This is a genomic window from Actinacidiphila sp. bgisy160 (assembly GCF_965342435.1).
Taxonomy (GTDB): Bacteria; Actinomycetota; Actinomycetes; order Streptomycetales; family Streptomycetaceae; genus Actinacidiphila.
In genome coordinates, this window is the sequence record NZ_CBDRCM010000031.1 from 37,866 (window position 1) to 57,925 (window position 20,060).

The 20,060-nt window shown below is 74.2% G+C and carries 16 protein-coding genes and 1 pseudogene; 6 read left to right on the plus strand and 11 right to left on the minus strand.

The window, feature by feature from the left end; translation table 11 throughout:
• The first annotated feature begins 120 nt into the window (after positions 1 to 120).
• Positions 121 to 282: a hydrophobic protein gene (locus ACRWNP_RS23245; protein ID WP_431964351.1), complete on the plus strand. Its 162-nt coding sequence runs from the start codon at positions 121 to 123 to the stop codon at positions 280 to 282.
• Positions 283 to 369: 87 nt separating this feature from the next.
• Here the strand turns inward: ACRWNP_RS23245 and ACRWNP_RS23250 are convergent, their stop codons facing one another.
• Positions 370 to 630 carry a DUF6158 family protein gene (locus ACRWNP_RS23250; RefSeq protein ID WP_431964353.1) on the minus strand — a complete coding sequence of 87 codons (261 nt, stop codon included), beginning with the start codon at positions 628 to 630 and terminating at the stop codon, positions 370 to 372.
• Positions 631 to 783: 153 nt separating this feature from the next.
• Here ACRWNP_RS23250 and ACRWNP_RS23255 point away from each other — a divergent pair, with 153 nt between their 5' ends.
• Positions 784 to 1,164 (plus strand): DUF2795 domain-containing protein, encoded by a 381-nt coding sequence (locus ACRWNP_RS23255; protein ID WP_431964355.1) that lies wholly within the window; start codon positions 784 to 786, stop codon positions 1,162 to 1,164.
• Between the two features lie 115 nt (positions 1,165 to 1,279).
• Positions 1,280 to 2,746 (plus strand): phosphatase PAP2 family protein, encoded by a 1,467-nt coding sequence (locus tag ACRWNP_RS23260; RefSeq protein ID WP_431964357.1) that lies wholly within the window; start codon positions 1,280 to 1,282, stop codon positions 2,744 to 2,746.
• Positions 2,747 to 2,817: 71 nt separating this feature from the next.
• Here ACRWNP_RS23260 and ACRWNP_RS23265 read toward each other — a convergent pair whose 3' ends face one another.
• The 3 genes from ACRWNP_RS23265 to ACRWNP_RS23275 form a co-directional block, all read right to left on the minus strand.
• Entirely contained in the window at positions 2,818 to 3,231 is a 414-nt protein-coding gene (locus tag ACRWNP_RS23265) for an SseB family protein (protein ID WP_431964359.1), read from the minus strand.
• 87 nt (positions 3,232 to 3,318) lie between these two features.
• Positions 3,319 to 4,389 (minus strand): RNA ligase (ATP), encoded by a 1,071-nt coding sequence (locus ACRWNP_RS23270; RefSeq protein ID WP_431964361.1) that lies wholly within the window; start codon positions 4,387 to 4,389, stop codon positions 3,319 to 3,321.
• Positions 4,390 to 4,462: 73 nt separating this feature from the next.
• A complete protein-coding gene (locus tag ACRWNP_RS23275) occupies positions 4,463 to 6,388 on the minus strand; it encodes a DUF5107 domain-containing protein (protein ID WP_431964363.1) in 1,926 nt (641 codons plus the stop codon).
• 172 nt (positions 6,389 to 6,560) lie between these two features.
• Between ACRWNP_RS23275 and fes the strand changes: the two genes are divergently transcribed.
• Together fes and ACRWNP_RS23285 are read left to right on the plus strand one after the other, a co-directional pair.
• Positions 6,561 to 7,913, plus strand: coding sequence for an enterochelin esterase (fes, locus tag ACRWNP_RS23280; protein WP_431964365.1), 1,353 nt, complete (start codon positions 6,561 to 6,563; stop codon positions 7,911 to 7,913).
• 610 nt (positions 7,914 to 8,523) lie between these two features.
• Positions 8,524 to 9,042 (plus strand): GNAT family N-acetyltransferase, encoded by a 519-nt coding sequence (locus tag ACRWNP_RS23285; protein WP_431964367.1) that lies wholly within the window; start codon positions 8,524 to 8,526, stop codon positions 9,040 to 9,042.
• Here ACRWNP_RS23285 and ACRWNP_RS23290 read toward each other — a convergent pair.
• On the minus strand, positions 9,015 to 9,518 hold the full coding sequence (locus tag ACRWNP_RS23290; RefSeq protein ID WP_431964369.1) for a methyltransferase family protein: 504 nt from the start codon (positions 9,516 to 9,518) through the stop codon (positions 9,015 to 9,017). The two genes, ACRWNP_RS23285 and ACRWNP_RS23290, sit on opposite strands and share 28 nt — an antisense overlap.
• Before the next feature lie 740 nt (positions 9,519 to 10,258).
• Here ACRWNP_RS23290 and ACRWNP_RS23295 point away from each other — a divergent pair.
• Positions 10,259 to 11,395, plus strand: coding sequence for a serpin family protein (locus tag ACRWNP_RS23295; RefSeq protein WP_431964371.1), 1,137 nt, complete (start codon positions 10,259 to 10,261; stop codon positions 11,393 to 11,395).
• Positions 11,396 to 11,498: 103 nt separating this feature from the next.
• Here ACRWNP_RS23295 and ACRWNP_RS23300 read toward each other — a convergent pair whose 3' ends face one another.
• From ACRWNP_RS23300 to ACRWNP_RS23325, 6 genes and pseudogenes are all read right to left on the minus strand, one after another.
• A complete protein-coding gene (locus ACRWNP_RS23300; protein WP_431964373.1) occupies positions 11,499 to 12,437 on the minus strand; it encodes a S66 peptidase family protein in 939 nt (312 codons plus the stop codon).
• Positions 12,434 to 14,431 (minus strand): prolyl oligopeptidase family serine peptidase, encoded by a 1,998-nt coding sequence (locus ACRWNP_RS23305; protein WP_431964375.1) that lies wholly within the window; start codon positions 14,429 to 14,431, stop codon positions 12,434 to 12,436. The genes ACRWNP_RS23300 and ACRWNP_RS23305 overlap by 4 nt, the downstream gene beginning before the upstream one ends.
• Complete coding sequence (locus tag ACRWNP_RS23310) at positions 14,428 to 15,768, minus strand: M20/M25/M40 family metallo-hydrolase (protein WP_431964377.1); 1,341 nt, start codon at positions 15,766 to 15,768, stop codon at positions 14,428 to 14,430. The genes ACRWNP_RS23305 and ACRWNP_RS23310 overlap by 4 nt, the downstream gene beginning before the upstream one ends.
• Positions 15,761 to 16,597 carry a M55 family metallopeptidase gene (locus tag ACRWNP_RS23315; RefSeq protein ID WP_431964379.1) on the minus strand — a complete coding sequence of 279 codons (837 nt, stop codon included), beginning with the start codon at positions 16,595 to 16,597 and terminating at the stop codon, positions 15,761 to 15,763. The genes ACRWNP_RS23310 and ACRWNP_RS23315 overlap by 8 nt, the downstream gene beginning before the upstream one ends.
• 87 nt (positions 16,598 to 16,684) lie before the next feature.
• Positions 16,685 to 17,406: pseudogene (locus ACRWNP_RS23320) on the minus strand (class I SAM-dependent methyltransferase).
• 134 nt (positions 17,407 to 17,540) lie between these two features.
• Positions 17,541 to 20,036 carry an ATP-binding SpoIIE family protein phosphatase gene (locus ACRWNP_RS23325; RefSeq protein ID WP_431964381.1) on the minus strand — a complete coding sequence of 832 codons (2,496 nt, stop codon included), beginning with the start codon at positions 20,034 to 20,036 and terminating at the stop codon, positions 17,541 to 17,543.
• Positions 20,037 to 20,060: the final 24 nt, after the last annotated feature.

The following is a 20,060-nucleotide window of genomic DNA, read 5'->3' on the forward strand; positions in this document are numbered from 1 at the left end:
GGCCCCGGTCGTCCCCCGCCGCCACCCTCGCACGCGCTCCGGGCTCCCGCCGCCGGGACGCGCGAATTGCGCTGCGTGCCGCCGGGAATTCAGGGCAACCGGAATCCAGGAGGTGTTCCCATGACCCCGCTGCTCCTCGTTCTGCTGCTGGCCCTCGTCCTCTTCGGCGCGGGTTTCGCCGTCAAGGTCCTCTGGTGGGTCGCCCTGGTCGTCCTGGTGCTGTGGCTGCTCGGATTCGTGGCACGGAGCGGTTCCGGCGGCTCGCGCTGGTACCGGTGGTAGTGAACGGAACCGCGAAGGGAAGGGGGGCGCGCGTCCGCCATCGGGTGGCCGCGCACCCCGAATGCGCGAGGAATCCCGCCCTGTCCGCTATTGCTGGGCCTGGACCGGCATCCGCACGGTCCGGGCCCTCGCCCCGGCCCGGGTACGGCCGGCGGAGACCATCCGCTGGGGATGACGGCGCAGGTACTCGCCCTCCAGGGCCGCCATCCGCGAGTTGTGTGCGTCGAGCGCCGCACCGGAGCCGTAGAGCAGTGTCTCGTGGCGGGTCCGGTGGACCGACTCCAGCTCCTGCACCAGCTGTCGTTCGTCCAGGTCTGCGGGGTCGACCCCGCCGGGATAGCGGCTCATGGGTCGCGCACCTTCCTTTCGCCTCCCTGTCACCTCGCCCGTTTGTTACCCCCGGCGCGGGGATTCATCCGCTTCTGTGGGCATTCAACAGGCATCGGATCCCTGGTCCGGGTAGACGATGGAAGGACCCGACCCCTGAGGAAAGGAGCCACCGTGCAACGAGGAAGCGACCGTCTGAGCGTCCATCGAGACGACGAGATGAAGCACGAACTGCGCGAGATGCTGCGCTCCGGGCACTCCACCCGGGTCGAGGAGTGGCACGACCCCGAGCCCGCCGCGGACGACGACCCCGAGGTCGGCACCGGGCCGGCCTGGGCGGGTGCGCCCGAGGGCGCGTCGGTGCGGTTCGAGCTCGCCAGGCATCTGACCCGGCAGCCGTTCCCCGCCCGGCGCGGCGACCTGTTGCGGGCCCTGCGCGACCGGCACGCGCCGGACCCCCTGACCGATCTGGTGGACGGACTCCCCGGCGACAATCGGCGGTACGCCAACGTCCAGGAAGTCGTACGGACCCTGGGCATGCGCCCGGAGGCCTGACCGGCCGCACGACCGCGACGCGGGCCGCGGGGCCGGTCGGCCGGCCCCCGCGCGCCTCGCACGGACCGCACCGCCCGGGAATCGACCGATCACGAAGGGAGTCGTTGTGCGCCGGATGCTGAGCACATGGGACAAGGAGCTGTTCCGGAATGTGGCGACCCGTTCGTGGCCGGCCGCCGAGCCGGTGCTGCCCCGCCTCAGCAGGGCCGCCAACCACGGGCTGCTGTGGTTCGGGGTCGCCGCCGGCATCGCGGCCGTCGGCGGCCGCACCGGCCGGCGCGCCGCGCTGCGCGGCGCCGGGTCGCTGGCGGTGGCGTCGGCGGTGGTCAACACCGTCGGCAAGGGCGCGGTGCGACGCAACCGCCCGGCCCTCGACGGCGTGCCCGTGATACGCAGGCTGGCGCGGCAGCCCGGCACCACGTCCTTCCCGTCCGGCCACGCCGCGTCGGCCGCCGCGTTCGCCGCGGGCATCGCTCTGGAATCGCCCCGCTGGGGCGCCGCGGTGCTGCCGGTCGCCTGGTCGGTGGCCTTCTCCCGGATCTACACCGGTGTGCACTATCCCAGCGACGTCCTCGCCGGGGTGGCCCTCGGCGCGGGCGCCGCCCTCGCCGTACGCGGCCTCGTCCCGACCGGGCGGCAGCTGGCGGTGCGCCCGACCCCACGGGCGGACGCCCCGGCCCTGCCGGACGGCCGTGGACTGTACGCGGTGGTCAACGAGGTCTCCGGCCCCCCGCCGCTGCTGGGCCCGCCGGCCGATCGACTGCGCAACGCGCTGCCCGAGGCCGTGGTGGAGGAGTGCTCCGAGGACGACGACCTCGCCGAGATGCTGGAGAAGGCCGCCCAGCAGGCCGCGGAGGCCGGCGGCGCGCTCGGCATCCACGGCGGCGACGGCAGCGTCAGTCTCGCCGCTTCGGTCGCGCTGCGGCACGGCGTGCCGTTGCTCGTCTCCCCCGGTGGCACGTACAACCACTTCGCGCTCGATCTGTCCGTCAAGAGCATCGAGGACGCCGCGCGGGCGGCCCGGGCGGGCACCGCGATCGCCGCCGACGTCGCGCGGATCTCGCCGGCCCCGACGGACGACGCCGCGGGCGAGGAGACGGGGTCCGCGCAATCCACGGTCTTCCTCAACACGTTCAGCATCGGCGTCTACCCCGACCTGGTCCACTACCGCGAACGCTGGTCGCGGCGTGTGGGCAGCTGGCCCGCGGGGGTGCTGGCCGCGCTGCACGTGCTGCGCACCTCCGCCCCGATCGACCTCGAGATCAACGGCCGGCGGCACTCGGTGTGGATGCTCTTCGCCGGCAACGGCGCGTACCGCAGCATCGGCCCGGCGCCGCTGCGCCGTCGTGCCCTGTCCGACGGGCAGCTCGACGTCCGCATCGTGCCCGGCAGCCCCCACGCCCGCACCCACCTGCTCGCGGCCGCCCTCACCGGCTCCACCACGGCCCTGCTGCGGCGGCTGCGGATCGGCGGCATGGATCCCGGCACCCGCCTGGCCTTCGACGGCGAGGTGGCGCCCGCGCCCCGCGACCTGGTGATCGACAAGGCCAACGAGGCCCTGACCGTCTACCGGCCGCTCTGACCCGGCGACGCGAAGCGGGCCGCTCCCCAGGGGCGCGGCCCGCTTCGCGCGTGCGGGTGGGCGGGCCGCCGTCAGTCCGACAGGCCCGCCAGCGCCCGGACGCCCTCGCCCTTGATGGTGAGGGTGTCCGGCGACCCCGCGTCTATCGCGAGAGTGAGGTCGTCCGACGGCCAGCCGCTGCTCAGCGCCGCGAGGGGCAGGATGCGGTAGCCCCGGGCGTTGGGCAGGGCGTGCGCCAGGCGCACCTCGGAGGTGAAGACCGGGACCAGCTTCGTCCCGTCCTCCTGCTCGAAGACCGGCAGGCTGATCGTCTCCTGCTCCGCCCCGTCCCCCGCGGGCTCCTCCGGCGGCGCGGGCACCGGCAGCAGGACGTCGCTGGAGGCCAGAGTGCTGAGCGCCGCCGCGTTGTCACCGCCGGTGGCGATCTCGTGCAGGGCTCGCTGCGCCGGGGGCTGCGCACCGTTCGGAGTGGTGAAATCGGTCATGGCCGTTCCCTTTCCGTTGCTTGCGTACGGGGTGGCTCGGGGCCTGCGCGTACCCAGCGAGGGAACGGTCATGCGTGCCCGACGGGGTCACTCGTACTCCGTGCCGCCCTTGCGGGTGAGGTAGGCGTCGCTGACCGCCTTCAGGACGGCGCGTCCGCCGAGCTCGGGGCTGTGGCGATCCGGGGCCGCCCGGACCACGACGCCCTCGCGCAGGTGCAGGCCGCGGCCGGAGACGGTCTCGGCGCCCCGCGCGAGCTCCAGGACGAGGTCGAGGTCGAACGGGCCCTCGTACAGCGTGGGGACCAGCGGCACGCTGCCGGCCGGGAGGATCTCGGCGGGGGCGAGCCAGCGGACGGACCCGTCGATCTCGGCGGCGACGTCGAAGGCCGCGTAGCCGGGCGTGTCGCGGCGCGCGTCGGCGCCGTAGCCCAGGTCCTGGACACCGGAGCCGTACACCTCGCCGTAGATCGCCACCCGACTGGCGCCGAGCCGGCCGGCGAGGGCCGCGGCGACCTCGGGCAGGCCGTGGCCGCGCACGGCGCGCCAGTAGAGGTTGCCGTCGGCCTCCTTCAGTGCGAGGCGCTGGGCACCCAGCCCCTTGGAGGTGACCAGCACGCGTCCGGTGTCCGCGAGATAGGTCAGGCAGCAGGCCGTTCCATGGAGCTTCTCGGTGATCGCGACCGGCTCGCCCGCCGTGAAGACGCCGGGGTGACGCTTGACGTTCTCGATGTCGATCCACGGCAGCAGGTCCGGCGCGGACTCCACGTCGCCGCTCATCGACACCGGCACCGGCGGCACCCACTTGGATATGCCGAGGAGCCCCGCGAAGTCGGTGCCTTCCCCGGCGGCCCGCGCCAGGTCCGTGCCGCCGAGCGCGGCCGGGCGGCAGACGATGCCCTGGGACAGCTCGCCGCGCAGCCGGACCGCCTTGACGCGGTCGGACGCGGGGCCGGCGAGCCGTCCGGTCAGGCCGAGTTCGGCGATGAGCGCGGCGGGCAGCACGGACTGCTCGGGGATGTACAGCGCGAAGTCGCCCGTCCGGTAGGCGCCCTTGGCCACGACCGCGCGGTAGAGGCCGACCTGGGCGAGCTCCAGGGCGTCCGCGTTCGGGTGGTCGTGGACGGTGAGCCTTTCGGCGGTGACGCGCAGCGTCGACATCGGGTTCCCCCTCGTGGTGGTGCGTGGATCGCACCACTGTGCGGGGTGCCGCGCTCCGCGGGCGAACGGTTTTTCAGGGCGCCGGGGCCATACGGAAGTCGTACGTCCCGGGCAGCGGTTCGTCGGTGAGGGCCTGCCAGGTCGTGTGCAGCGACTCCTCGCCCTCCCTCAGGTCGTCCACGGTGAAGCCCCCGTCGAAGACGGCCCGCGCGCCCGCGGTGTCCCCTGCGGCCAGCAGGACCTGGGCGTGCAGCAGCCTGAAGCGCCCGCGGGCGCGGGTCGTTCCGGGCAGGGCGTCGAGGACGGCGGCGGCGTCGCCGGGGCGGCGGGCCGCGAGGAGCACCGGCACGGCCTCGCGGGCCAGGGCCGCCGCGGCGGTGGCCCATGCCTCGCCCACGGGCACGGCCCGGAAGGCGTCGAGGTAGCGCTGCGCGGCGCGTTCGGGGTTGCCGTCGGTCTGGTCGGCGACGGCGAGGCAGTGCAGCGGCAGGCACGAACCCGACTCCGCCGCGGCCCGCTCCCAGCTGCGCACCGCCTGGGCGCGGTCGCCGGCGTGCCATTGGGCGAGGCCCAAGTGGTAGTCCAGGGCCCAGCTGTTGTCCTCGTAGGTGCCCGCGGTCTCCAGGAGTTCCCGCCACTCCGGGGAGACGAGCACGGGGCCGGGGACGGTGTCCTCGCTCAGCCGCGGGAAGACCCCGGCGCGCAGGAGTTCCAGCCAGGGCTTCTGCAGCTCTCCCATGGTGTCGGGCGCGAACGGCGTACCGGGCAGGTCGAACCGGCCGCGGGTGACCTCCAGCGCTCCCCAGCCGGAACCGGTCGCGAGGACGTCCTCGGGCTCGGTGTCCGCGGCGGGCAGCCACGCCTCGTGGGCGGCGCGCAAGCGTTCACGCGGCAGGACCGCCTCCAGGTGATCCGCCACGGCGTGCGAATCAGCGCCGGGGGCGGTCTCCAGCGGGCCGTAGGCCTCCAGCCAGCTGACGCAGGCGCCCGCGGCCAGGGGGAGGTGCTCGAGCTGGGTGGGGGCGAGTCCGGCCTGGATCTCCAGGTACCCGGGGCCGTCGCCCTCGTCCCCGGCGAGCCAGCGCTGCCAGCGGCGGCCGCCCGCGCCCTGCCCCCAGACGAAGAGCTTGCGGCCGCGGAGGGTGTCGGTGGAGGTCTGCACGAGGCCGCGGCCGCCGGCGTCGAGGGCCGCGATCCAGGGGCGGGTGCCGTCGGGCAGGTCGTAGAACCAGTCGGCGGGGTGCTCGGAGGCGGTGGGCGCCTCGGGGACGGGCACCCGCTGGAGGGTACGGGAGGCGCCGAAGTGCCAGGCATGGGTGGCGGGTGCGACGACGCGGGTGCCAGGTGCCTGCGGTACGGCGGTGTTGGACCACCAGTAGAGGGGAACGGTCCGGTGGTGAGGATTGCGGACGCGTACCCCCGCGTAGAGGAAGCCGGAGCCCTCGGGGAGCCACAGGTCGATCTGGAAGGGCAGGTCGCGCAGCCGCTCCCACTCCCAGAGGCGGAGCATCTCGCCGCCGTCGGGGGCGGGGACGCGGGCGGCGTGGAGCGGCGCGCAGCTGAGCGTGGTGTGCCCGGTGGCGCCCGGGTTCCATTCGACGCCACCGGAGAACCAGGCGCCGGCGAGGCCGAAGTCGGCGTACTGCAGGGCGGGGTCGGCGTGCAGCAGTTCGCGGCCCGTGGACTTGTCGTGCAGCGCGTACAGGCGGCCGCCGAGGCCGGGCAGGACGGTGGCGCGCAGCCGCTCGTTCTCGAGGACGACGGCGTCCAGTGCGGTGGGCACGCGCTCGCGGGTGTAGCCGTCGAGGCGCGGTACGGGGAGCAGGGTGCGCAGTTGCCCGTAGGCGATGCGCCGGGCCATGGCGGGCGGGAGCGCCGCGCTCTCGGACGGGTCGAGGACGTGCGGGTCCCCCGGCGCGCGGAGCGCGGGCAGGGGGTTCTCCGGGCCGAGCGGGCTGGCCGGGAGGGTGAGGGTGGTGCGTCGCACGGTGGTGGCCAAGAGGTCCCTCTCTCTGTCACCGGTATTCGGGTGAGGACATGGAACCCCGTATCGGCCCGCGCCGTCAGCGGTTTGCACCTCACGGAACGGCCGGCGTGCGCACATCGGTCCATGGTGAACGCCATTTTGGCCTGCTTTTGCCGTCCGACGGGTCCGGGAGGGTTTGCCGATCATGCTGTCCACGCTGTGGAGCCCGCCGAACGGCACGCCTTCGCGCGCGCCCCGCGTGCCACGTCCCGCTCCGGTCGAACGCGCGCACAGCCCGCGGCTGGCGGCGCTGGCCGCCCGTCCCGAGCGCGAGGCCGAGTTCTGGCGGGCCGTGGAGGCCGAGGGGACACCCCTGGTGGAGCGCCTGGACGGCGACCCGGGGCACGCCGCGGTCACCTTCCTGTGGCGCGGTACCACCGCGACCCGCGCCGTACTGGCCCTGCCCAACCAGGTGCTCGACCCTGACGACCTGGCCGGCAACCTCATGTCGCGGGTGCCGGGCACGGACGTGTGGCACTGGACGATAAGGATGCGGGCCGACTGGCGCGCCACATACGCGCTCTGCGTGGACGAGGGCGACGGCGGCGCCGCGGCCCCCTCGGGGCCCAAGGGGCAGGCGTACCTGCGCGGACTGCGCCGCCACCCGCGGCGCGACCCGCTCAACCGCACGGTCTTCCCCACCCGCTGGGGCACCGAGCCGCTGTCGGTGGTCGCCCTGCCCGCGGCCCCGGCACCGCTGGGCGCGTGGCGCGACCGGCCGTGTCCGCCGGTGGGCGAGGTCACCGTCCACACCATGCGCAGCGCGCACCTGCGCAACTGGCGCCGCGTGTGGGCCTACACCCCGTCCGGCTACGAGGATCTCGCCGGGCTGCCGGTGGTGGTGCTGCTCGACGGCGACGTGTGGCAGCAGCACCTCGACGTCTCGGCGCTGCTCGACGGGCTCGTGGCGGCCGGCGCGCTGCCGCCGCTGGTCGCGCTGATGCCGGACGCGCTGGACAGCGACACCCGGCGCCGCGAACTCACCTGCGACGACCGCTTCGTGGCCTTCCTGACCCGCGAACTGCTGCCCTGGGCGGCCCGCCGGTGGCCGGTCAGCGGCGACCCGGCGCGCACGGTCCTCGCCGGCCAGGGCCTCGGCGGACTGGCCGCCGCGTACGCGGCGTTGCGGCGGCCCGAGCACTTCGGGAACGTGCTCGCGCAGTCCGGCGCCTTCTGGTGGCCGGCCGGGCGCCGCGCGGGCGCGCTGCCCGAGGAGTGGCTGACCGGCCGCGTGGCGTCGCTCGCGCGCAGACCGGTGCGGTTCCACCTCTCGGCGGGCTTGCAGGAATGGGGCCTGACGGCCGTCGTCCGGCGGCTGCGGGACGCCCTGCAGGCCCAAGGCTACGAGGTGGCCCACCACGAGTACAACGGCGGCCACGACTACCTCTGCTGGCGCGAGGAACTCGCCCACGGCCTGGCCTCGTTGCTGCGCGGCCCCTTCCCGGGCACCCTCCCCGGCCCCCGGCTGCCGGCCCCGGCCGACACCGAACCCGTCTGACGCGGCCACCCGGCGCGCCCCTTCCCCGAGGCCCACGCCGACGCCCAGCGCCACGGGGCGGCGCGCCCCAGGGCGGCGAACTCGCGCAGGGGCGGCCTCGTTGCCGCACGGCACTGTCCCGAGGACCCTCCCGGCCGACAGGGAACCCGTCTGACGCGGCCACCCGGCACAGCGGCAAGGGGGTGGCGCGCCCCGGGGTGGGGAAGCGGCCCGGGACCCGCTGACGTTGCCGTCCCGGCTGCCCTCAGTCGGTCCGCGGTGCGTGCGGCGCGTGCCACGCAGCGCATCCGTCCCGGGCAGCCGCGACGACCGCGGCCCCGCGTCGGATGCCGACGTGGCGCGCAGCCGCCGCGCGTACGATGGCGCTGCCGCCGGAGCCGGCGTCTGCCGGTCCGGCGCGGCGAGGGCGCCATCGCACGGAAAGCGCCGCTCACGCGGATCGGCGGGACCCTGCGGCCGTTCGCGACGACGGACCTTCCGGCAGCCGTGCGGAGCCGCTGCCGTCCCGGCGGCGTGAGGCGGTGGCGATCGCGGCGGGAAGAGGGGCCCACAGGGTGGCCGCGGCCGAAATGCGCTTGCCCGGCGGGGGTGGGGCGTCCAGACTGCCCGGGTGCTGATTCGACGTGAGACCCCCGACGATGTCCCGGCCGTCCAGGCTCTCACCGCGAAGGCGTTCGCCTCGGAGGACCGTCCCGACCCCGTCGAGGTCACGTTGCTGGCCGAGTTGCGCAAGAGCGACGCGTGGCTGCCGGAGCTGTCTCTCGTCGCCGTCGACGCCGACGGCGATCGCGTCGTCGGCCACATCGTCTGCACGCGGGCGCACGCCGGCGGCACGCCCGTGCTCGGTCTGGGCCCGCTGAGCGTCGCGCCGGGGCACCAGCGCAAGGGCGTCGGCCTGGCGCTGGTGCACACGGTGCTGGGCGCCGCGGACGCCCTGGGGGAGCCGCTGGTGGCGCTGCTGGGGAGCCCGGACTACTACGGCCGTTACGGCTTCCGGGTGAGCACGGACTACCGGATCACGCCGCCCGACCCGGCCTGGGGGCCGTACTTCCAGGTCCGCCCGCTGTCCGCCTACAGCCCTTCGGTGAGCGGGGCGTTCCGCTACGCGGAGCCCTTCGACCGGGTCTGAGTGAACCGGGGCAGCCACGCGGGCACGGCCCGGCAGTACGCCTCGTACTCCTCGCCGTGGGCCGTGCGCAGCGTCGGCTCCTCGTACCAGTGGACGAACGCGGCGACCGTCAGCCACACGGCGGCGGCGTAGAGGAGCAGGACGGGCCGCAGAAGCAGCAGTCCCTGCCCCGCGACGAGCGCCACGACGGCCAGGTACATGGGGTTGCGGACCCGGGCGTACGCGCCGCCGGTGACGAGGCGTTCGGTGGGGGCGACGGGCGCGGGCGTGCCGCGCCCCTCGCGTACGAAGCGGGCGAAGCCGTGCAGGAGCACCGCCGCCCCGGCCAGCGCGACGAGGCCGCCGGCCGCCCGTACCGGCCAGGGCCCGTCGCCGGACGCGTACCGGGTGAGCCACCAGGGAATCAGCCCGGACACGACGCCGGGCGCCGCGAGGAAAAAGACCGCGCTGCCGAGCGCGGCCGTGGACCGTCTCATGCCTTCATGGTGCCCGCCGACGGTCGCCCCGGATACGTCTTGGCGGCGCGGGTTGCCGTAGACATGGGCGCGCAGTTCAGGGCGCACATGGTCGCGACGGCGAGGATGAAGGGGAGGCGGCGAGCCGCAGGCCGGTCATGGCGTACGGGAGCGCGGTGGGCCGGACGAGCCGGCGCAGCGTCGTCCAGAGTTCCGTTCGCGCAGTGAACTGTCGTTCATTGGGTGGTGCGCAAAGCGACGGTAGCGTCGCCGCGCGGGCGCGTTCAACGGATCGCACAACGGCTCCTCGATGACAGTTGTGTCGCGGACGGGAGAGCGGGGGCGCAGGGGACATGAGGGGTGAAATTACATGGAGAAAATCGCCAATTGTGGCCTTTTGCCCCTGGCGGTCGGCTTTCACCCCGAGTAGATTGGATTATGGCCTACGGGGCGAGCGAGGGAGTCCGGTAGCACCGGTTGCGGAGCAGGAAGCAGCAGCTTCCGCCGGCGCCGGGTTCAACGGCCGGGCTGAGAGGCTTGAAGGTCTGGGAAGAGGTTTTTGGACCGGAGAGCGACCCCTAGCACCTGATCCGGACCATGCCGGCGAAGGGAGTCCCACCTCGTAGGTCGTGGAACTGCAGCCGATGAGCCGCGCGGTGAGCGCGGCTCTTTGTGTGCCGCGGCCACTTGGCCGTCCCGCCCGGCCGCTGGGATGATCCCCTGAAGCGTTGGGCGCCGACGGGTGGAGGGCTTGGGGGGACATGGACGACCGTATGCCGGTTGCGGCGGTCAACGGGCTGACCGCGCGGTGGGCCCGCGACACCCTGGGCGGCGGCCGTGCCGGGGCGACCGTCTTCTCCGCCGCAGGGGTCTGGCCGCTGCTGGGCCTGCTCGCCGCGGGGGCCGCCGGCGCCGCCCGTGCCGACCTGGAACAGGCCGTCGGGACGGACGCCGCGACCGCGGCGGGTGCCTCGGGACGACTGCTCGCGCGGCTTGACGCCATGGAAGGCGTCGACACCGCCGTGGGGCTGTGGACCCGCGCTTCCCTTCCGCTCGCGCCCGGCTGGCTCTCCCTGCTCCCGGCCGGCGCCCACGGGCACTTCACCGGCGACACCGAGACCGACCGCAAGACCCTGGACACCTGGGCCGCGGACCGGACCCACGGCATGATCCCCAGGATGCCGGTCGCCGTGGACCGGAACACCCTCCTGCTGCTCGCGAACGCGCTGGCCCTGCGCACCGACTGGGCCGAGCCCTTCCAGGACAACCACACCGGGACCCTCTTCCGCAGCTCGCCCTACCTGGACATGGCCGGGGTCGCGGCCACCCCCTTCGGCCCGCTGACCATGGCTAAGGTGAACGGCACCAACGGGATCGAGGTCCACCTGCTGCTCGGCCCCGACCACGTCGCCCCCGGCGAGGTGATCGCCGCCGGCATCGCCGCCCTCGACGGGACGTACCAGGTGCTGCCCGGCAACCTGCTGCCCTACGGGCGGCCGGGGCCGGGGGTCACGGTCGAGGACGTCACGAGCTTCGACCCGGCACCCGCGCTCGACCTGACCACGGTCCCGTTCACCGTCGGAGCCGAGCACGACCTCCTCGAGCGCGCCGAGCTGTTCGGGCTCGCCACCGCCCGCGACAGCGGCGCGGGGCACTTCCCCGGCGTCAGCGCGCAGCCGCTGGCCGTCGGCGCGGCGAAGCAGGCGGCCACAGCGACCTTCAGCGCGAAGGGCTTCCGGGCCGCCGCCGTCACCGCGGTCTCCCTGCGCGTCGGCAGCGCTCCCGGGCAGGCCCGGCAGACCCGGCGGGTGCGGGTGGGATTCCTGCGCCCGTTCGGCTTCCTCGCCGTCCACCGGCTCCTTCCGGCGGTCCTCGTGGCGGGGTGGGTGACGCCCTGACCTCGGCACGCGGCGGTCACGGTCACAGGGCGCTCCCCGACCGCCAGTCCCGTCACCGCGCTCTCGGCGGCCGAACCCTCCTGAGGACGGGACCCCGCACCGGTCAGCCGGTGGGCGCGGGCACCTCCACCGTGAGGGTGCCCGCGTCCGCGTCCAGCACGGCGGGGACGCCGAGCGGCACGGTCAGACTGGTCTCGCAGTGACCGAAGCCCAGTTCCTCGACGATCGGGACGCCGAGCCCGCCCAGCCGGTCCAGGAGCACCGCCCGCACCTGCTCGTAGGGGCCGCAGTCCCGCCAGGAGCCGAGGGCGATACCCGCCACCCCGTCGAGCCAGCCGGCCCGCAGCAGCTGGGTGAGCATCCGGTCGATCCGGTAGGGCTCCTCGCCGATGTCCTCCAGCAGCAGGATGCCGCCCGGCACCCCCGGCCGCCCGTCCGGTGTGCCGAGGCCGGAGGCGAGCAGGGCCAGGCAGCCGCCGACGGTGACGCCGCGTGCCGTGCCGGGGACGAGCGTCCGGGCGGTCGGCGCGCCGAGGACTCGCGTCCGCCCGGGCTCGAAGAGTGCCTCCCGCAGGTGTGCGCGCGTGGGCTCGTCCTTGAGGAAGCCGTGCGCCGCGATCATGGTGCCGTGCAGGCTGGCCAGGCCCAGCCGGACGGCGAACGCCTGGTGCAGCACGGTGATGTCGCTGAAGCCGAGGAGGGTCTTGGGCCCGGCCGCTCGCAACGCCTCCCAGTCCAGGAGGTCTGTCATGCGCTGGGCGCCGTAGCCACCGCGGGCGCAGAGCACGGCGGCCACCGACGGGTCGCACCACGCTCCCTGGAAGTCGCGGGCGCGCGCCGCGTCCTGTCCGGCCAGGTAGTCGAATGTGGGGTGGCGGTCCAGGACGTGCGGCGCGACCACCGGGTCGAGGTCCCAGCCGCGGAGGATGTCCAGCCCGGCGTCGAGCCGTTCCCGGGGCACAGGTCCGCTGGGGGCGACGACGGCGACCCGGTCCCCGGGGACGAGGGGGCGGGGTCGGGTGAGGGGGGCCAGCGGTGTCACTTGGTGAGCTCCAGAGGGGGTACGGAGGGCGGGGTGAAGCCGAAGACCTGTCCGTAGAGGGCGAGTTCGGCCTCCAGACAGGTGATCATCGTGTCCTCGCGGCGGAAGCCGTGGCCCTCGCCCTCGAAGGTGAGGTAGGCGTGGGGGACGCCGCGTCCCTTGATCCGCTCCAGGAACCGCTCGCACTGCACGGGGCGGCAGATCACGTCCTCCAGCCCCTGCAGCAGCAGGAAGGGCACGGAGAGCCGGTCGGCCCGGGTGACCGGCGAGCGGTCGCGGTAGCGCTCGGGAACCTCGGCGTAGGGCCCGATGAGCGAGTCGAGGTAGTGGGACTCGAAGTCATGGGTCTCACCGCCCGCGGCCCAGCCGGTGAGGTCGAGGAGCGGGTACTTGATCACGCCGCAGGCGTAGACGTCGGTACCGGTGAGGGAGGCCGCGCTGGTCCAGCCGCCGGCGCTGCCGCCGCGGATCGCGAGGCGCTGCCCGTCGGCGGTGCCCTCCTCCGCCAGCGCCCTCGCGACGGCGGCACAGTCCTCCACGTCGACGACGCCCCACTGCTCGCGCAGCCGCTCGCGGTAGGCGCGCCCGTAGCCGGTGGAGCCGCCGTGGTTGACCTCGACGACGCCGATCCCCCGTGAGGTGAAGTAGGCGATCTCGAGGTTGAGAACGAGCGGTGCCCGGCTGGTGGGACCGCCGTGCACCCAGACCACGTAGGGCGGCAGCTCGCCCTCGGGCGCGGCGAAGTAGGGGTTGGCCGGCGGATAGAGCTGCGCGTGGATCTCTCGTCCGCCGGGCCCGGTGAAGGTGCGTTCCACGGGCTCGGGCAGGAACTCCGGGGGCACGGTGTCGCGGTGGGCGGCACCGATGACGCGGGTGCGTCCGGTGCAGGTGTCGAGTTCGAGCACCTCGAAGGAGCTGCGGGCCGAGGCGGCCACGGCGACCACCCGGGTGCCCGCGGTGGACAGCGCCGCGGTCCACTCGCTCCAGGGACCCGGCACGTCGGCCCACTCGCCGGTCGCCGGGTCGAATATCCCCAGACGCTGGGCCCCCTTGCCATGCAGCACAGCCAGTGTCCCGGCGGCGAGCGGGGCGAACCAGCGCGCGCCCATCTGCCAGCCCGGCCCGGCGAACTCCTCCTGCGCCGGCAGCAGGTTGACCGCGTTGCCGGTGGCAGGGTCGACTCGGTGCAGGTTCCACCAGCCGTCGCGGTCGGTGGCGGCGATCAGGGTGCCGTCCGGTGTCCACTCCGCCTGCGCGACGGACTCGGTGGGGCCGCCGAGGATCGTCCGGGCGGCGCCGAAGGTGCCGTCCGCGCCGACGGCGGCGTGCTTGAGCTCCGTGCCGTCCCACGGCATCCGGGGGTGGTCCCAGGCGATCCACACGGCCTGCCGCCCGTCCGGGGAGAGCCGCGGCGAGGTCACGAAGTGGTGGGAGGCGTCGGAGAGTTCACGAACGGCGGTGCGGTCCTCGGCGGCCGAGCCGTCGAGTGGGACGGCGGCGACGACGCGTCGTACGTCGCTCGGCCCCTCGCCGGTGAACTCCTCCAGTACGCACCACACCTCACCGCGGTCCGGATGGATCTGCGGATCGGCCCAGCGCAGTCCGTCGCCGACCGGGGAGAGCGGGGTCAGCGGCCGCGGCAGGGCGTCCGGCACATCGGGCTCGTATGCGTAGAGCCGCTGGTCCGGGAAGTGGGAGAAGACGATCAGCGGTCCTCTCCCGGGCTGCGCGGCGCCCGCCCAGGCCCGGCCGCCGTACTCGATGACGCGGGTTCGCACGTTCCACGGCGCGGGCAGCGGACTGCCGACCGTGCCGTCCGCGCGTCGGCGCACGAGGGCACGGCGACCGCCCTGCGCCGGCCGTGGTTCGGTCCACCACACCTCGTCACCGACGAACCCGGGGAATTCGGGGCGTCCGTCGTGGGAGGCGGCGGTGCGAGCGCCGACCGGCGACTCCCAGGCACCGTAGGGGGCGATGATCGGGGCACGCGTCATCGGGCGACTCCGTCGGTCGTGTCCTGCCGGCCCAGCATGAACCGGTCGAGTACGCGGACGCCGAAGTGGAGCCCCTCCACGGGGACCCGCTCGTCGACGCCGTGGTACATCCCCGCGTAGTCGTAGCCCTCGGGCAGCTTCAGTGGGGAGAAGCCGTATCCCGTGATGCCGAGCCGCGAGAACTGCTTGGCGTCGGTACCGCCGCCCATCACATAGGGCACGACGTGGGCGTCGGGGTCGAAGTGGATCAGGGCCTCCCGCATCGCGGCGTAGACCGGCGCGTCGAGTGGGGCCTCCAGCGGGATCTCGCGGTGGTGGAACTCCCATGCCACGTCCGGGCCGGTGAGCTCGTCCATGGTGGCCGCGAACTCGGCCTCGCCGCCGGGCAGGACCCGGCCGTCGATGTAGGCGACCGCGCTGCCGGGGATGACGTTGACCTTGTACCCGGCCTCGAGCACGGTCGGGTTGGCGCTGTTGCGGATCACCGGTTCCACCAGGGCGGCGGCGCTGCCCAGCTTGGTGAGCAGGATGTCCACGTCGTCGAAGTCGGGCTCGACCTCGTGCAGCGCGGCCAGTTCGGTCAGCGCCGCCCGGACCGTGGGGACGATCCGCACCGGCCAGCGGTGCTCGCCGATGCGGGCGACGGCCGCGGCGAGCCGGGCCACGGCGTTGGTGCGGTTGACCTTGGAGCCGTGCCCCGCCCTGCCGTGGGCAGTGAGCTTCAGCCAGGCGGTGCCGCGTTCCCCGGCGGCCACCGGGTACAAGAGCAGCCCGGGCCCGGCATGGAAGGTGAAGCCGCCGGACTCGCTGATGCCCTCGGTGCAGTCGCGGAACAGCTCGGCATGCTGCTCGACGAGGTAGGTCGCCCCGTAGGTGGCGCTGTCCTCCTCGTCCGCCGTCAGCGCGAGCACGATGTCCCGCTCGGGCCGCAGTCCCCTGCGGGCCCAGGAGCGCACGGTGGCGAGCACCATCGCCACGGTGCCCTTCATGTCGACGGCGCCGCGGCCCCAGACCACCCCGTCCCGCACCTCGCCGGAGAAGGGGTGCACGCTCCAGTCCTCCGCCTGGGCGGGCACGACGTCCAGGTGACCGTGGACCAGCAGCGCGCCCTGTCCGCTCCCGGCGCGTGGGGCGCCCTCGATACGCGCCACGACGTTGGCCCGGCCCGGTGCGGACTCCAGGACGCGCGCCTGGATCCCGGCCTCGTCGAGAAGCCGCGCGGCGTACTCCGCCGCGGGGCGCTCGTTGCCGTCACCGCCGCCGCGGTTGGTGGTGTCGATCCGGATCAGCTCCGAGGTGAAGCGGACCGCCTCCTCCAGTGCCCGGGTGTCAGCCATACTGCTCCTCCACAGCTGCCGAGACGAGGGCGGTCACGGCCTTGTAGCAGCGGATCCCCTCGTACATGGTCGGTGAGGTGTAGGCGACGCGGCGCTCGCCCGTACGCTCCACACCCGGCACGATCGCGGCGGCCCCCGCCAAGTGCGCCGCGTCGAACTCGACCTCGATCGTGAACGGCCCACCCCGCACCGGCTCGTGGCGCACCGCGAGCGGCGTCGCGTCCTTGGCGGCGGCGCGGATGTCCGCCGCCGTGCGGGCCGGCGGCCGGCACACGGCCGCGTAACGCGAGACGTAGTCCTTGACGGCGACCGTGCGCGCCGCCGGCGCGTAGCCCCGGGCGTCGAGGCCGGTCCGGTCGTCCCCCGTGACCAGTACGACGGGCACCCCGTACTCGGCGGCCACCAGCGCGTTCAGCCGGCCCTCACTCGCCGGCGGGCCGCCGTCGACCCACACGCCGGTGATCGAGTTGGGCAGGTAGGTGTGGGCCAGCACCCCCTCCGTCCCGGCGCCCGTGTGGAAACCGACAAAGGCGATGCCGTCCACGTCGCCGTGCTGCACGCCCTCGACCATCGACAGGTCCTTGTGCCGCCCGGTGACCATCTCGGCCCGCTCGTCCAACTGCTCCAGCAGCAGGTTCCGCATCGACCAGTGGGCCTCGTTGACCAGGACCTCGTCGGCGCCGCCGTCGAAGAAGCCGGCGATCGCGGCGTTGACGTCGGAGGTGAACAGATGCCGGAACCGCTGCCAGCCCTCCGTGCCGGGCAGGACGTCACCGGGCCAGGTCACCCCGGTAGCGCCCTCCATGTCCGCGCTGATCAGGATCTTCATGGCATGGAACGTTACGCAAAGTCACCGCGCCACACCAGGCCCCCCGGCCCGCCTGTGGAAAACTTCAGTGGTACAGACCGGGGACGATCAGCCGACACCCCCTGCCACCAGCCAGTTCGTCGGTACCTCGAACCACGAGCCGTCCGGCCGCCGCTCCGTCGTCACGAGTGCGACCTCACCGCGTGCGAGCACCTCCATGCCCGCCGCGCGGAAGAGTTCCGGGACGGTCTCGTCGGGCATCTCGGCCGGCGCGATCCCGTGCGTGAAGATCGCGGCGAGCTTGGCGGGCGGCTCCCCGGGCCCTTGCGCGAGCCCCATCAGCACGGCCTTCGCGGACGCCGCGAGTTCCTCCGCGAACACCCGGCCGCGCCCGCCGGTGAGCACGGAAATGCCCTCGACCAGGGGTGCGCGATCCTCGGGCGGGCACTGGTGGAGCACTCCGCGCATGTACACGTTCACCTCGCCCAGTTCCTCACTCAGCCGCCGGACCGCTACGGGGTCGGCCGCGTCGAGCTGCCGGTACTCGGCGACGCCGCCCGGGTCCTGGTGCCGCGCGTGGCCGATCGCCGCCGCCGCGAGGTCCACCCCGACGGCCCGGCCGTACCGCTTGGCCAGGAACCGGGTCTGGGTGCCATTGCCGCAGCCGAGGTCGACGACCGGCAACGACGGGTGGAAGTGGGCCTCGGAGAACGGGAGGTGGGCCGCCGCGGTGAGCTCCGCCTCCGCGTCCCAGAGCGCCGCCCCGGCTCGCCGGGGGCGGCGCGCCAGAAGCTCTCCCACGCCTGCAGGTTCGTGCCGGTGACGTCCATGCGATCTCCCCAGGTCCACGTGTCCGTCGCCGCGGACCGTGCCCGGCCGCGCGACCGAAGCCCCGTCAAAATCCGTGCTACAGACGGTCGTCGGTGCGGGCAAGTGTCCGGGGCAAGTCGTGACCTGGCGTTCACTATGTTCGAGGACGGGCCGGGACCGCGCCATCGCGTCCGCCGGTCCGCCGCCACGGCAGGGCCTGCTCGAACCAGACCGTCTTGCCCTGCGCCGTACGGCTCGCGCCCCACTCCCGGGCCAGCCGGCTCACGATCCGCAGTCCCCGTCCCGACTCGTCCTCGGGCCCGGCGCCCACCAGGACGGGCACGGCGTGATCGTCGTCCGAGACCTCGCACAACAGCGCGTCCGTGCGGACCAGGCGCAGCTCGACGTGCCGGGAGTGCGCGTGCCGGACGGCGTTGGTGACCACCTCGCCGACCATCAGCTCGGCCGCCTCCGCGGCCTCCTCCAGCCCCCAGCGCTCCAGGACGCCCCGGGTCAGCATCCGGGCCCTGCCCACCTCCCGGGGGTCGAGGGCGAGCTGCCAGCTGACGACGTCCTCACGGGCGATGCCGTTCAGCCGCGCCATCAGCAGGGCGACGTCGTCCTTGCGGCCGCCCGGCGGGTCGAGCGCGCGGATGATCGCGTCGCAGGCGTCGTGCATCGAGGCCGCGGGGTGCGCGGCACTCTCGCACAGTGCGGCCAGACCGGCCCCGATGTCCTGGTCGCGCGCCTCGACCAGCCCGTCCGTGCACAACACGAGCCGGTCGCCGGGGCCGACGGCGATCCGGACCGTCTCGAAGGGCACCCCGCCGACGCCGATCGGGGCGCCCGTCGGCACGTCGAGCAGCTCGCTGCGGCCGTCCTCGGCGCGCACCAGCACCGGTGGGACGTGGCCCGCGTTGGCGATGTGCAGATCGGACCGGATCGGGTCGTACACGGCGTACAGGCAGGTGGCGAGGTAGTGCTCGCCGAGGCGCTGCGCCAGGTCGTCGAGGTTGCGCAGCAGCTGCGCCGGCGGCATGTCCAGCGCCGCCATGGTCTGCACGGCGGTGCGTAACTGACCCATCATGGCCGCGGCGTTGAGCCCGTGCCCCATGACGTCGCCCACGACGAGGGCGAGCCGGGAGCCGGGCAGCTTGATGGTGTCGAACCAGTCGCCGCCGACCCGGCCCAGCCGGGTGCCGGGCAGGTAGCGGATCGCGACGTCGCACCCCGGCATCCGCGGGGTGATCTGCGGCAGCATGCTGTCCTGCAGCGTGTCGGCGACGTTCTCCTGGTACGTGTACATGCGGGCGTTGTCCAGGACGAGCCCCGCACGAGCGGCCAGTTCGGCGCCCGTCACGCGGTCCATGTCGTTGAACGGCGGGCGCTCGGCGTGCCGCAGCAGGATCATGAAGCCGAGGACGACGTTGCGCGCCTTCAGCGGCACAACCAGCATCGACCGCCCGGTGATCAGCGGCCGGATGTCGCGCTTCTCGAACTGCGAGGCGATCGCCTCGCCCATGGGTTCGGTGATCCTGGGCACCAGCACGGGCTGACCGCTCGTCATGCACTGGAAGAACGGGGTGTGCTCGGGGAACGGCATGGCCTCGCCCACGGGTACGACGTCGTCCCAGCGGCCGGGTTCGTCGGTGTGATCCAGGGCGACCCGGTACCACATGGTGGTGACGTCGGGCGGGCCGTCGGGGAAGCCCTCGCCGGCCAGGACCTGTTCGCGGAGGTAGGTGCCCGCGACGTCGGTGAAGCGCGGTACGACGGCGGCGCTGACCTCGCGGATCGTGACGGTCAGGTCCAGGGAGCTGCCGATGCGCCCGCTGACCTCGTTGAGGAACTCCAGGCGCTCGCGTACGGCGGCGCACTCCAGGTCGGGTTCGAGGTCCTCGGAGGCGGCGACACGCGGGTCGGTGGCGGCCCCACGGGCGGCGCGCTGCCCGCGCGCGCCGCGCTCGACCCGCCGGGGCACGCCCCAGTCGGGGGTGACCGGGACCCGGTCGTGCCGGCTGATCTCCAGGACGGGATAGCCCAGTTCCAGAACCTGGGAGACGATGCGCCCGCTCTCGGCGACGCTCATGCTGGGCAGGATCTCGGGGAGCCGCTTGGCCAGCCCGTCTGCGCCGGGGAACTCGGTGTGCAGGGCGAAGCCGGGCGCGATCCGCTCGGACTCCCCGGGAGGGGCGTCGTCCTCGCCGTGCACCTGGGCGGCGTCGGCGGCCAGTACGAGCAGACGCTCGGGGCCCGGGCCGACCAGCGGGTAGGCCCACCACAGGACGTCGGCCGGAAGTCCGCCGGGGTCGGGGTCGGGCCCCTGGTTGAGCCGGGCGCGGCCGGCGGTCGGGTAGGAGGTCGCGCCGCTGAGGGTGGTGTCGAGGCCGGCTCCGGCCGGCGCGTCGGGGTCGTCTGGGGCGTGCTCCTCGCCGAGCGCGCCGGAGACCGGCAGCAGGTCGACGGCGGGGTGGCCGACGGCCTCCTCCCGGGCGCGCCCGAAAAGCCTGCGGGCGCCCGTGCTCCAGTGCGAGACGAGCCCGTCGCCGTCGACGACGACCACGGCGAGCGGGATGCGTCCGGAGAGTCCGGTCCGCTGCTCCGGCAGCGGGGCGCGGCTCCCCTTCCCCGTTGGAGTGCGACGTTGCATGACGCGTCCGGCTCCTTCCCCTGC

What these genes read in the sequence shown, in the direction of transcription:
- ACRWNP_RS23265 (WP_431964359.1), bottom strand. Translation starts at nt 3,231, where the DNA reads ATGACCGATTTCACCACTCCGAACGGTGCGCAGCCCCCGGCGCAGCGA.
- ACRWNP_RS23260 (WP_431964357.1), top strand. Translation starts at nt 1,280, where the DNA reads ATGCTGAGCACATGGGACAAGGAGCTGTTCCGGAATGTGGCGACCCGT.
- ACRWNP_RS23245 (WP_431964351.1), top strand. Translation starts at nt 121, where the DNA reads ATGACCCCGCTGCTCCTCGTTCTGCTGCTGGCCCTCGTCCTCTTCGGC.
- ACRWNP_RS23315 (WP_431964379.1), bottom strand. Translation starts at nt 16,597, where the DNA reads ATGAAGATCCTGATCAGCGCGGACATGGAGGGCGCTACCGGGGTGACC.
- ACRWNP_RS23270 (WP_431964361.1), bottom strand. Translation starts at nt 4,389, where the DNA reads ATGTCGACGCTGCGCGTCACCGCCGAAAGGCTCACCGTCCACGACCAC.
- ACRWNP_RS23295 (WP_431964371.1), top strand. Translation starts at nt 10,259, where the DNA reads ATGGACGACCGTATGCCGGTTGCGGCGGTCAACGGGCTGACCGCGCGG.
- ACRWNP_RS23290 (WP_431964369.1), bottom strand. Translation starts at nt 9,518, where the DNA reads ATGAGACGGTCCACGGCCGCGCTCGGCAGCGCGGTCTTTTTCCTCGCG.
- fes (WP_431964365.1), top strand. Translation starts at nt 6,561, where the DNA reads ATGCTGTCCACGCTGTGGAGCCCGCCGAACGGCACGCCTTCGCGCGCG.
- ACRWNP_RS23250 (WP_431964353.1), bottom strand. Translation starts at nt 630, where the DNA reads ATGAGCCGCTATCCCGGCGGGGTCGACCCCGCAGACCTGGACGAACGA.
- ACRWNP_RS23305 (WP_431964375.1), bottom strand. Translation starts at nt 14,431, where the DNA reads ATGACGCGTGCCCCGATCATCGCCCCCTACGGTGCCTGGGAGTCGCCG.
- ACRWNP_RS23310 (WP_431964377.1), bottom strand. Translation starts at nt 15,768, where the DNA reads ATGGCTGACACCCGGGCACTGGAGGAGGCGGTCCGCTTCACCTCGGAG.
- ACRWNP_RS23325 (WP_431964381.1), bottom strand. Translation starts at nt 20,036, where the DNA reads ATGCAACGTCGCACTCCAACGGGGAAGGGGAGCCGCGCCCCGCTGCCG.